Source organism: Halomonas sp. SpR1 (genome assembly GCF_031010175.1).
Classification (GTDB): Bacteria; Pseudomonadota; Gammaproteobacteria; order Pseudomonadales; family Halomonadaceae; genus Vreelandella.
Genome location: NZ_JAUAMB010000011.1, coordinates 1 through 12,643, shown reverse-complemented (window position 1 = coordinate 12,643; position 12,643 = coordinate 1). Strand labels below are relative to the sequence as shown.

Below are 12,643 nucleotides of genomic sequence, written 5' to 3'. Positions count from 1 at the left end.
GCCTCTTAACGGTTTTTCAAACGGCGGGATGAATAATACCAGCCCGTGACAAGCCCCACGAGTAGGCCGCCCAAATGGGCCTCATTAGCGACGTTGCCAAAGCCAACGCTGCCAGCCATATCGGTCATGGTGAACACCATCCATCCGAGCATAAAGACCATCAGCATTTGGGGTACGAAGAAACCACTGCCGGGCACCCGTCGAGACATCAACCAGACATGGGCCAGCAAGGCGTAAACAACGCCTGACATACCACCGAACAGCACGGTGCCAGTGGCATACTGCGCCACATTCGCGCCAATGCCTGACACAATAAGCAGCAGTAGCATGGTACGGCTGCCCTGGAGCGCCTCAATCTGGCGACCGAAATACCACACCCACATTAGATTGAAGATTAAATGCATCCAGCCAAAGTGCAGAAAAGCGGGCGATAACAAGCGCCATACCTGGCCCGAGGTTAGCGTTTGTGTCAGATTGCCGAATACCAGTTCGCCACCTGAAATACCTATCGGCACAATGGTTAAAGTAACAATCAACTGGTCGCCAAAAACACCTATCAGTGCAAATACCATCAGGCTAATGACAATCATCAGCGCCGTCACCGGCACTTGTTTCAGCGATGCCCAGGAGTTGGTCATACTGCGTGAACGTTGAGCAGCCTGCTGAAGCACCAGGGGCTCTCCCTGCTGCCAGCGTTCGACTAGGGCTTTAAGCGCATCAAGTTGGCGTGGGTCGGCGATCCATAACAGTTGGCCGTCGGCCTCATCGGTAATGCGGTGGCCAATGCGATGGCGCCAAAGCGCCTGGCGCAGTTCGCTCGTATCCGCGTGATCGGGCAGAAGCATCACTGGACGCATAACATCCCTCTAATCAAGACGCTGGCGGCATACTGACCGCAGCGGTTAGGTATTGAATATACCGCACGGCTGCCAACATTCAGGCGAAAAAAAACCGGCGGTAGGAACCGCCGGAGAATAAAAGCAAGGGATCATTCAAGGGAACACTTACTCTGATAGCCGACGTCAGGGTTAGTTCAGCCGTTTTGAAAAAAATATGTAATTTTATGTAATAAAATGAAAAACTGTTAATCATTGCGGTTAATCAAAGTCGATTTCCCAGGGTTTAGGCAGCGCCCGCTCCTCTTTTGGCACTTTAATCCAGACAAAATGATCGGCATTTAAGAGCGTCTCACCACTCCAGCGATAAGCCACTAAACGCCCATATTTGACGGCACTATAGTCCAGACAGGCGATATTATTCGTCGGCAATGCCGGTATACCCTCGCACCAGTAGTGACCGATAAACAGCGGCGGCTGCTCTGGCCCGTAATAGCTAAGCTTTTGTCGCTCTTGATCGGTCAATTCACGGGATTCAAGATCACCGGGCAGGTTATCCGGCTGGAAGACCACATCGCCCCACTGCTGCGGTGCCTGGGCCCAAAAATGGGCACGAAAGCTCTGCCTCCTAAAACCATCTCCGGAGTGTATCGCAATACCTTCGGGCAGTGAGACATGGGGGCCTCGAGTGAGACGATCCAGGATCCTAAACGCCTGGGTGGAAGAGTCGGTGGACTCGACCAGAAACTGCGTGTCCATGCAGCCATCTGGACGACGCTGTTTCAGCTCTTCAATCAGCGCCTCGTCCCAGCAGGCATGAACCACGCGGATACCATCGATTTCTAAACATAGCGGGATGGTTTTAAACCACGCCAAAGTGTCTTCCCACTCGTTGGTATAGTCGCGATACTGCGCCAGGGTATCTTGAATAATACGATTATGCCGCGGCGTATGCTCGCGCAACCAGCGTTTATGGCTACCTGTCGGCCCAGGGTGGGTGTACGCCAGCGCGTTATATTCATGATTACCCATGACGATGTATGCCTCGCCCTGCTCGACCATTCGACGGGCGATGGTCACTGCCAGGCGAATTCGCGGCCCGCGATCAATCAGGTCGCCCAGGAAGATTACTTTACGGCGGGGGTGACGATACACACCATTGCGCTGGTGATACCCCAATTTTTCCAGCAGTGAGGCCAGCGTAGCACCGCAGCCATGAACATCGCCAATAAGGTCGTATCCCTCCATGTTCAATCCCCCAGCCGATGGCTCCAGCCTAATTTGCTGCGCAGCACTTCATAGAAGTTATGACCGATAGGATGCACCAATTGGATTCGCTCAGGCTTGCGGGTAATCACCAGTACATCATTGGGCTTGGCCACCGCACGGGTTTGCCCATCGCAACTGATATGTGGATAGGATTGATTGGTTTCGCCAATGTGAATACGTATTTCGCTGGCGGCGTCAATCACGATGGGGCGACTCGATAGCGTATGGGGGAACATCGGCACCAGCGTTACGACATCCAGCTTGGGGTGCATAATTGGCCCACCGCCAGAAAGCGCGTAGGCCGTAGAGCCGGTGGGGGTAGCGACAATCAAGCCATCGCTGCGCTGGCTATACACAAACTGGCCATCAATAAACAGCTCAAACTCTATCATGCGCACCGCTTTGCCAGGATGCAGCACGACTTCGTTCAAGGCGTCACCATTACCTACCGCTACACCGTTACGGTAAAGCACGGTATCGAGTAAAAAGCGCTGTTCAACCTCAAATTCCCCCGCCAGCACTTCACTGACGCGGGTTTCTAATTCATCTGGAGAAATATCGGTAAGAAACCCCAAGCGGCCACGGTTAACGCCTAAAATCAGCGTACCGCTTCGGCAGAGGGCCCGGGCCGCCCCCAACAGACTGCCATCGCCTCCCACCACAATCACCAAGTCACACAGCTCACCCAGCATACGGCGGCTGGCTTCAGGCTGGCCATGGTGTGGTATCACGGTGGCGGTGCGGTCTTCTACCAACACCGCGTAATCATGGGCAATAAGATAGGTCACCAACCGCTGCAGGGAGTCGACCACTTTGTCACTCCCCAGCCGGCCAATCAGCCCGATAGTTTTAAAGGGCCTACCTGATTGATCGCTGGAGGGCGACACAGTCCCTGGTTTAGCGCCTGCTGATAAGGTGTTGCTCATGGGCCGACTCTCGCTAACGTAAGCTGCCATTATGGAGACACCTCCGCTATCGGGCAAATAGGCTTAGCTAACGGCTACCTGACGGCGCTGGCACCACCAGTGGTTGAGCCATAGAGAGGCGGCCATGATAAGCGCCCCCAACAACAAGCGTGGAATATCCGCATCGCGGTTCCAGATCACTAGATTGACAATTAACCCTGCCGGTACCAGCGCATTATTCATAATCGCCAGCGTGCCAGCATCTACTTTGGTGGCCCCCTGGTTCCAGGCGAAATAGCCGACGCCAGACGCCACCAATCCTAGCCAAGCCAGCACGCCCCACTGTAGTGACGTGGTCGGTAGCGCGGCGCTGTTGCCAAACAGCAAATAGGCGGGCAACGCCACTACCATCGCGCCAATAAAGAACCAGCCAAAGACGTTGTGCCATGCCAGGGTGGGCGGTAGGTCAGCGGCCAGACGACGATAGCCTACCTGGCCAAGCGCGAAACAGAGGTTTGCCCCCTGCACGACTAAAAAGCCTGCCCAGAAACCGCTATCAACACCGTCGTAGCGTATAACCCCTGCCCCAACCACGGCGAGCAGCGCGGTGACTATATAGATCGGCGTAAAGCGCCCAAACAGCAGGTCATCCAGCAGTGCGATATAGACAGGCGTAAAGATGGTGAACAGCAGAACTTCAGGCACCGACAGCAGCAAAAAAGATTGATAGAAAAAGGTGTACATCACGCCCAACTGAATGGCGCCCAACCCCATCAGTGCCAACCGCTGCTTACCCCGCAGCAGGCTGGGGCGCAAAAACGGCAAAAATACCAGCGTGGCAAGCGTGACCCGCAGAAGCACCGCAAAGTAGCTGTCGACCTGACCCGCTAGATAAACCCCTATCAGCGAAAAGGAGAAGGCCCATAGGGCGGTGACGCCGATCAGATAACCCATCGTAAACCTCAATCTACTATTTAGTTTACACGGATTATACGCACTTGGATGAGGCTGCCAAGCAGTAAACGTCTATAAGGATCGTTAGTTAACGCTGCTGCAACCACCAAACGGCATACACAACGCCGGGCAGCCATCCCGCTAGCGTTAGTAGCACGGCCAAGCCTACACGCTTGCCTCCCCCCAGGGTTAAACCCACCGCCAGCGGTGGTAGGAGTATCGCCAGCGCATAATAGGCAAGTTTCAGCGCGCCAGGCTCCGGTACAGCTTGCTCTGCTTGCTGCCCGGAAGTCGCTTTGGGTGGTTCGACCTGGGCAGGCGCGGGTTCCGCTTTGGGCGGCGGTGTGAAGTGCTCCACAGTGCTGGAAGCGGACTCAGCCGCGCCCTTTGCGGCCCGCTCTTGGGCAAGACGATGAGCCTCTTTATCAATTTTCTGCTCCAGGGTCTCAGCCCCTTCAGCAAGGTCATCGTGGTGGCGCTCCCAATCTTCCCAATCGTGGGGCGTCCCGGATTTTGGTCGCTGGTGCCCGGCCCCCCGCGCACGCTCCCAGGCTTTCTCTTCCAAGGTGTTCGGCCGATCTGGGTCTCGGTCAAGACACACCCCTTTGCGGTTTAAGTACTCACGTGCATCCATGGGTGGCTCCTCAATGCGTTAATTTGCGGTTCATTTAACTGGTTGGAAAATTAACGTCCTAGAAAATTCAGTACTTACAGCGTTGAATAAAGATGCCTTGCTGGCTGAACAATGCGTTTTAAATCACCTACAGTGAAAGAGTCGCTGCTACTTTAGCACTTAGATCAGATCGCTTTGCTGGCGATACCCTGTTTGCCATTGCGATGAATAAAATGAGCAAGGAGTGTCCATGATGAATAAAACAACCCCCGGCATCGTTCGCGATATCATGTCCCGCGATTGCTACCGTGTCTCACCCAACGCCTCGATCACCACCTTGGCTAAAGGGCTGGCACTTCACCGTCTGCCCGGCGCGCCGGTAGTGGATGAGGCCGATCGCTTAATCGGTTTTATTTCAGAGCAGGATGTCATGGGCCGTGTGCTGGACAGTATTTACCATGATGACGAAGCGCCACTGGTGAAAGAGATGATGCGCCACGAAGTACTCAGCGTCTCCCCCAATAAAAGCATAACCGACCTAGCCCAGGAGATGCTTGGTTCAAAACCTAAAATCTACCCAGTGGTTGAGCAGCAGCGGCTGGTAGGAATTGTGACACGACGTGATATTCTGGTAGCGCTATTGGCTATACGCCGCCACTAATAGGGTTGTGAAACGTTCTAGGTAAGCTTTTTGGCAGAAGAAAGCTTTAGACAAAAAAAAACCGCTACTCAGTGAGTAGCGGAAGCAAGGGATCAAAACAATAGAGCCAGGACAACAACTTTAGCGACTGCTATCGCGATGTTGCCTGTACATACTCAGACACGCGATGAAGGAAAAGTTCGAAAAAAAGTAAAAATTTCGACCCAAGCAATGTCAAGCGTATAATTTAGAGGCAATTTTTTTAATTCATGATGCCTGGGAGCACCGCGAATGGCGCTGTATCTATTGGTGTTTGGGGTGTGCTTGCTGGTGATTGGTGCAGTCATGCTGGTGCTAATGACCTCAAGCACCCCTCGCTACCGCACTGAGCCCAAGGACTTACTAGAGTTGTTTGATAAAGCGCTCAATAGCCAAGTAAGTGAAACCGAGTGGAATGCGATAATCGGTTACCCCATTCGGCACAATGAGTACCTGGACGGCATTAGGCGCCGTGCCGCGCACTTAATGGAGCAGCACGGACGCCGTTGGATGGTGGCTCAGGGCAAGCCGTTGCTCAATCAAGAGGGGCAGGCAGAACTTCAGGCCCTGCGCGACCACTTGTCCGCCCACACGGCCCTCCGCCAGCAGTAGCGGCTCAAGAGACCTATTGCGATTAAGGAGAACTGCATGCCCAGTACCATTCGACAAATACCACTAGCCAGCGCCACCCATCACCATACCCATGATTTTCATCAAATTGTGATTACGCTGTGTGGTTCATCCGAATTTGAAATTGAAGGGTTGGGCGGACGAGTCAATGCCTTTTCGGGCTGTATCGTGCCCGCTAATCACGAGCACTACTACTCGGGTTATGGCCATAACCGGCAACTAATATTCGACCTACCTGAAGACGCCCCCGCGCTCACTGGTGAAAACCGCGAACTGGTAGCGCTGTTTGATGCGCCGCGTTTTTTTGGCCTGGATAACGCGCTGCAACACTATTTAGCGTTTATGCAAAGCGAACTTGCTCAAGGGTTTGACACCTCGACTAACTCCTTTCAGCAAGACCGCTTGGCCGCTACGCTGCTGGGCTCCCTTAAAGCGCGCCTGGGGTCAGCCGCCAACACTGCTCAGCAGCGCCTGGACTTAACGCGGATTAACCGCTTCATTCGTCAACACCTTGCCGAAGACCTTCGCGTCGCCGATTTAGCTCGGCTCGCCTGTTTAAGCGAAGCGCATTTTTCCGACTGCTTTCGTGCCCAAACCGGGCTTTCACCTTGGCAGTACGTCAAACGCCAGCGTCTGCATGCGGCCCGCCAACTGATTCTGCAAAGCCGCCTCCCTCTTACCGATATTGCGATTCAAACCGGCTTTGCCAATCAAAGCGCACTCTCCCATGCATTTCGCCGCAGTTATGGGTTGTCGCCACGCAAACTACGCCAAGGTGATGTACCACCGGCTGCCATTAGCCCATCAAACGCTGCTTTAGGGTCGCTAGCAGCCCAGCAAGAACTCTACTAAAGTCGTATAACAACTGTTCTTGCCGCGAAATTGACACGTTTTGCCCTGAAATCAACATACACCAAAGGGGGCAGCACTCTACATTCGCTTATTTGCGTATGTCGCTAGACGATGAGTGAGCCACTCATCAACATCATTAACCTGAACTCCTGAACAGGAAACTAACTTATGGTCGACAATAATATAGGGATCACTGCTTACAAAGGTACCAACCAGTTCGCTGACTTGATTCGTGGCGGATGCTCGTTAGGCCTTCTGACGTGAATAAACAACAGGGTTAATAAAAATAACGCGGTTTACTACCGGGCTCTACCCGGTGACCGCACTGATAGGTCGGACCTAGTTCCTTCCTGACGAACTGGAGAAGTTACATGGCTATTGGTGTTTGGATCAGTCTCATTGCGTACTTTGTGCTCATGATTGCCATCGGTATTTATGCGATGCGCAAATCCACCTCTTCCTCTGAAGATTACATGCTGGGTGGACGTACCCTAAGCCCTAAAGTCGCTGCTCTGTCGGCCGGTGCATCGGATATGAGCGGCTGGTTGCTGCTGGGTTTGCCCGGAGCAATGTTCGTCTCTGGCTTGGGTTCCGCGTGGATCGGCATTGGTTTGCTTGTGGGGGCGTTATTCAACTGGATTCTGGTCGCCCCTCGTCTGCGTGAACAGACCGTTCACTATGGCAATGCGATCACCATCCCTGCTTTTCTGGCAAACCGTTTCCCGACCCGCTCCATGTCACTGCGCACCGTATCTGCCATCGTCATCGTGGTCTTTTTCGCGGTTTACACGGCCTCAGGCCTGGTGGCTGGCGGCAAGTTGTTTGAAAGTGCGTTCTCAGGCATTTACAACTTCGGCGATATGAGCAACTACGCCATGGGCGTGATGATTACGCTGGGTGTGGTACTGATTTACACCGTTGTTGGCGGCTTCCTGGCCGTGAGCATGACCGACTTCGTACAGGGTTGCATCATGATGCTGGCCCTGGTGATCATGCCGGCGGTGGTACTCTTTGGTGAAGGCGGTGGCGGCTTTTCTCAGGCCTCGCAAACGCTGAATGAAGTCGACCCCACCCTACTCTCCTGGACCTCGGGGTTAACCTTTATTGGCTGGCTTTCTGCAGTCACCTGGGGGCTGGGTTATTTCGGTCAGCCGCACATCATTGTGCGCTTTATGGCCATCCGGACACTCAAGGATGTACCGATTGCCCGCAACATCGGCATGGGCTGGATGCTTATCTCCCTAATCGGTGCCGTATCTCTGGGTATCTTTGGCCGCGCTTATGCCATCCGTAATGGTCTGGATATCGAAGATCCGGAAACCATCTTTATTGTCCTGGCGAATCTGCTGTTCCATCCGTTGATTACCGGTTTCCTCTATGCGGCACTGCTTGCTGCCGTCATGAGCACCGTTTCCAGTCAGTTGTTGGTGGCATCTTCGTCACTCACCGAAGACTTCTATCGTCTGTTCCTGAACAAGAATGCAACTGAGGCGCAGTGTGTTGCCGTTGGCCGTGTCAGTGTAGTGCTGGTGGGCATTGTGGCAGCGTTTATTGCCTCTGACGAAAACTCCCAGGTTCTGGGGCTGGTCAGTAACGCCTGGGCAGGCTTCGGTGCAGCCTTTGGCCCGCTGATTATCCTGTCGCTGATGTGGTCACGCACCAACGGCAATGGTGCTATCGCCGGCATGGTAGTGGGCGCACTCACCGTAATGATCTGGATTGCCCTCGGCTGGAACGGCTCCTTTATGGGTGGCCCGGGCGTTTACGAGATTATCCCTGGCTTTATCGCCTCCTTCATTGCCATCATCGTAGTAAGCAATGCCACCGACGATGCCGGTGAATATCAGCATATCGAACGCAAATAAGCGCTCAGGATACATTTAGCGTATCAAGAGGGCTCCCGCGGGAGCCCTCTTCAGGTTAGAGAACGATTACATCCTAACCGACGCAGTAACGCCAAAGTGTCGGCTAGCAAGGAGAGACCCTGTATGAACGACCATCTGCATAGCGACGTGAGTGATCTACGTTCGCGCATTCGCAGCCATTATGATGCCAACGAGGCAGATGTGCTGCACGGGCTTGTCGAGCGTATCAAGCTGTCGGAGGATGACCGCAAGAAGGTCGCTGCCGTCGGCGCCAAATACGTAGAGCGTGTGCGTAAGGAGAGGTCGCCCTCAATGATGGAGGCGTTCCTGGCTGAGTACGGGCTCTCGACCACCGAGGGCGTCGGTTTGATGTGTCTGGCGGAAGCGCTGCTGCGCGTGCCCGATGCGGAAACCATCGACGACCTGATCCACGACAAGATCGAGCCCTCCGACTGGGGCGCTCACCTGGGCAAATCTTCTTCGTCAATGGTCAATGCCTCGACCTGGGCACTGCTGCTAACCGGCAAGGTGCTGGAAGAAGACCCCAAGGGCCCAACACGGGCACTACGCGGCCTGGTACGACGCATGGGCGAGCCAGTGGTGCGTAAGGCGGTTGGCCAGTCGATGAAGATCCTCGGCCGCCAGTTCGTGCTTGGCCAGACCATTGAAGAAGGCATGAAGAATGCCCGCGAGCTCGAGAAACAGGGCTACACCTACTCCTACGATATGCTGGGCGAAGCGGCGCGCACCGACGAAGATGCCGTTCGCTATCATGAAGCGTATGCCAAAGCGATCACCGCCATCGCCGAGCAGGCCAAGGGCGATGTACGCGGCAGCCCCGGCATTTCGGTGAAGCTATCAGCGCTGCACCCGCGTTATGAATACACCCACCGCGACACGGTGATGGCAGAGCTATTGCCACGGGCCAAAGAGCTGGTGCAGCAGGCAGCCAAGGCCAATATCGGTTTCAATATCGACGCCGAAGAGCAGGATCGGCTGGATCTCTCCCTCGACGTGATTGAGGCACTAATGGCCGACCCCAGCCTCGACGGATGGGATGGCTTTGGGGTCGTCGTTCAAGCCTATGGGCGCCGCGCAGCGCCGGTAATAGAGACACTCTACGAACTGGCCGAGCGGTTTAACCGGAAGATCATGGTACGTCTGGTAAAAGGCGCTTACTGGGATACCGAGATCAAGTTATCCCAGGAGATGGGTGTCAAGACCTTCCCTGTCTTCACCCGCAAGGTGAATACTGACGTCAGTTATATGGCCTGCGCCCAGATGCTGCTCGACCGCCGCGACCGTATTTATCCGCAGTTTGCTACCCACAACGCCCACACCTGCGCCGCCGTAGCTGAGATGGCAGGCGATGACAAAGACAGCTACGAGTTCCAGCGCCTGCACGGCATGGGCGAATCGCTGCACCACATCGTCAAGGAGACGGAAGGCACGCACTGCCGCATCTACGCACCGGTCGGCGCGCACCGCGATCTGCTCGCCTATCTGGTTCGCCGCCTGCTGGAGAACGGCGCCAACTCCTCGTTCGTCAACCAGGTGGTAGACAGCTCAATTCCGCCGAGCGACGTCTCAAGGGATCCCATTGAAGGCTTTAAACAGCTCGGCAACGATGTCTCAAGCCCGTTGATCCGTCAGCCCGGTGAGCTGTTTGCGCCTGATCGCAAGAACTCCAAGGGCTATCGGATTAACGAGCCCGCCTCGATTCTGCCGCTGCTCAATGCGCGTGAGAACTTTGCCGACGCTACCTGGACAGCAGGCCCCATGTTGGTGGGAAGCCCTGCCCCCCAGGGGCCCGCTCGTGACGCCGTCTCCCCTGCCGATGGCTCGCGGGTGATCGGCAAGGTGCATGAAGCCACCCCCGAAGAGGTAACGGCTGCCCTTGACGCCGCCGAACAAGGTTTCAAAGAGTGGTCTGCACGCCCAGCGGCCGAGCGCGCCGCAGTACTGCGCCGCACCGCCGACCTCTACGAAGAGCATATCGCCGAACTGACCGTGATCACCACCCGTGAAGCGGGCAAGATGATGTTCGACGGTATCGCCGAAGTGCGCGAAGCGGTGGATTTCCTGCGCTACTACGCCAACGAAGGCGAGCGTCTGGATGCGGAAGAGCCCGGCAGCGCCCGCGGCATCTTCGTCTGCATCAGCCCGTGGAACTTCCCCCTGGCTATCACCACCGGGCAGATCGCTGCTGCCCTGGTGGCAGGTAACGCGGTAATCGCCAAGCCCGCTGAACAGACGCCGCTGATCGCTGCACGCGCAGTTGAACTTATGCGTGAAGCAGGCCTACCGGAAGCAGCTCTGCAGCTACTGCCTGGCGATGGCCCGACGGTGGGCGGCCCGCTGACCAGCGATCCACGGATCGCCGGGGTCTGCTTTACTGGCTCAACGCCGGTGGCCCAGATCATCCACAAGGCGCTGGCCGAGAACGCTAATCCGGATGCTGTGTTAATCGCCGAAACCGGCGGGCTTAACTCCATGATCGTGGACTCCACAGCGCTGACCGAGCAGGCGGTGCGCGATATCCTGATTTCCTCCTTCCAGTCGGCCGGCCAGCGCTGTTCAGCACTGCGCATGCTGTATGTCCAGGAAGAGGCCCGTGACCGCTTGCTCAACATGCTCTACGGCGCCATGGACGCACTCACCATTGGCGACCCCTGGAACACTGACACCGACGTTTCGCCGGTGATCGATGCCGATGCCCAGACCGAAATCAGCGACTATGTGGCAGCACAAGAGAAAGCTGGCAAGGTGCTGAAGAAACTGGCCGCGCCGGAGACCGGCACCTTCGTCACCCCAGCGGTGATCGACGTTGGCGGTATCGAGGATCTCGAACGTGAAATCTTCGGCCCGGTGCTGCACATAGCCACTTTCAAGGCGCGAGATATCGACAAGGTGGTCGATGACATCAATGGCAAGGGCTACGGGCTGACCTTTGGACTGCATACCCGCATCGACGACCGCGTGCAGCAAATCGTCGAACGCATCCATGTCGGCAACGTCTACGTTAACCGTAACCAGATCGGTGCCATTGTTGGCTCTCAGCCGTTCGGTGGCGAAGGACTTTCGGGCACTGGGCCCAAGGCCGGCGGCCCGCTCTACGTCAATCGTTTTCGTCGCACCGCGGAGGCTGAGCGCCACGAAGCTCCTGAGGGGAACGTCGTATCACTCAGCGATCTTCAATCGGCCTTTAACGGGCTGGACGCGCGCAACTGGGCGGTACGCCCCAATCGGATCGAGGTACTGCGCAAAGCGCTCTCCGGTAAAGGCGGTGTAATCCGCAAAGCGCTTGCCGAAACGGCAGCGCTGGATATGACGCCGCAGACACTGCCGGGGCCGACAGGTGAAAGTAACCGCCTGGCGATGTACCCGAAGGGCGTGGTTCTATGCCTAGGGCCAACCCTGGATATCGCCATCGCGCAAGCAGCGCAGGCCCTCGGTGCGGGCTGTGCGGCCGTCGTGGTCGCACCAGGCGCCGAGCAGGCCGTGAAGCCGCTGACCGACGCCGGCGCGCCGGTGGCCGGGCTTGACGGAAGCGTTTCGGCCGAGACAGTGAGCAAGGTCAAAGGCCTTGCAGCGGTCGCCGCCGCTGGCGCCAGCGACTGGACACGTGAACTGCGGATAGCGCTGGCCAAGCGCGACGGAGCCATCATACCCCTCGAGACCCAGACCATCTCGCCGGATCGCTACGTGGTTGAGCGCCATCTATGTATCGACACGACTGCCGCGGGTGGTAACGCCAGCCTATTGGCAACGGCTGAATAGGTTGGCGCTAAATGGTAGGTGCTGAGGAGGCGAGCGGCTCATTGAGGTCGCTCGCCCTCCTCCCGCACTCAGCAAACGCTGATCACTGTCTCAGCGATCCATCATTAGCCACTACTCGTTAGTGGCTTTTTTGTAGTGCGCCAGGCATGGCGCGCAGCGCCTTGACTGGCGCTGTTCCTGGGGGTGGTGCCTCAGGATGACTTGGGGGTGAAAGTCCCCTGCACGCCCGGCAAGGGGAAGTGCTAGCCGACGGCAAGGGT

10 protein-coding genes are annotated in these 12,643 nt (G+C 56.2%); 5 read left to right on the top strand and 5 right to left on the bottom strand.

Annotated features, from left to right (window positions below; genetic code table 11):
• Positions 1 to 5: 5 nt before the first annotated feature.
• The 5 genes from QT231_RS09920 to QT231_RS09900 all read right to left on the bottom strand — a co-directional run bounded on the left by QT231_RS09920 (position 6) and on the right by QT231_RS09900 (position 4,598).
• Complete coding sequence (locus QT231_RS09920) at positions 6 to 857, bottom strand: rhomboid family intramembrane serine protease (RefSeq protein ID WP_308336737.1); 852 nt, start codon at positions 855 to 857, stop codon at positions 6 to 8.
• Between the two features lie 240 nt (positions 858 to 1,097).
• On the bottom strand, positions 1,098 to 2,084 hold the full coding sequence (locus QT231_RS09915) for a metallophosphoesterase (protein WP_308336736.1): 987 nt from the start codon (positions 2,082 to 2,084) through the stop codon (positions 1,098 to 1,100).
• A gap of 2 nt (positions 2,085 to 2,086) precedes the next feature.
• Positions 2,087 to 3,031, bottom strand: a complete 945-nt coding sequence (locus QT231_RS09910; protein WP_308336735.1) for an NAD(+) kinase — start codon at positions 3,029 to 3,031, stop codon at positions 2,087 to 2,089.
• A 63-nt stretch (positions 3,032 to 3,094) separates the two neighbouring features.
• Positions 3,095 to 3,964: a carboxylate/amino acid/amine transporter gene (locus QT231_RS09905; protein ID WP_308336734.1), complete on the bottom strand. Its 870-nt coding sequence runs from the start codon at positions 3,962 to 3,964 to the stop codon at positions 3,095 to 3,097.
• Positions 3,965 to 4,052: 88 nt separating this feature from the next.
• On the bottom strand, positions 4,053 to 4,598 hold the full coding sequence (locus QT231_RS09900; protein ID WP_308336733.1) for a YqaE/Pmp3 family membrane protein: 546 nt from the start codon (positions 4,596 to 4,598) through the stop codon (positions 4,053 to 4,055).
• A 232-nt stretch (positions 4,599 to 4,830) separates the two neighbouring features.
• On the opposite strand from QT231_RS09900, the gene QT231_RS09895 reads away from it, so the two are divergent.
• From QT231_RS09895 to putA, 5 genes are all read left to right on the top strand, one after another.
• Positions 4,831 to 5,238, top strand: a complete 408-nt coding sequence (locus tag QT231_RS09895) for a CBS domain-containing protein (RefSeq protein WP_308336850.1) — start codon at positions 4,831 to 4,833, stop codon at positions 5,236 to 5,238.
• Between the two features lie 270 nt (positions 5,239 to 5,508).
• A complete protein-coding gene (locus QT231_RS09890; protein ID WP_308336732.1) occupies positions 5,509 to 5,868 on the top strand; it encodes a hypothetical protein in 360 nt (119 codons plus the stop codon).
• A gap of 36 nt (positions 5,869 to 5,904) precedes the next feature.
• Positions 5,905 to 6,738 carry an AraC family transcriptional regulator gene (locus QT231_RS09885; protein ID WP_308336731.1) on the top strand — a complete coding sequence of 278 codons (834 nt, stop codon included), beginning with the start codon at positions 5,905 to 5,907 and terminating at the stop codon, positions 6,736 to 6,738.
• A 371-nt stretch (positions 6,739 to 7,109) separates the two neighbouring features.
• The gene (gene putP / locus QT231_RS09880; protein WP_308336730.1) at positions 7,110 to 8,603 is read left to right on the top strand and encodes a sodium/proline symporter PutP; all 1,494 of its coding nucleotides are present in this window, start codon (positions 7,110 to 7,112) and stop codon (positions 8,601 to 8,603) included.
• A gap of 123 nt (positions 8,604 to 8,726) precedes the next feature.
• Positions 8,727 to 12,383 carry a bifunctional proline dehydrogenase/L-glutamate gamma-semialdehyde dehydrogenase PutA gene (putA, locus tag QT231_RS09875; protein WP_308336729.1) on the top strand — a complete coding sequence of 1,219 codons (3,657 nt, stop codon included), beginning with the start codon at positions 8,727 to 8,729 and terminating at the stop codon, positions 12,381 to 12,383.
• Positions 12,384 to 12,643: the final 260 nt, after the last annotated feature.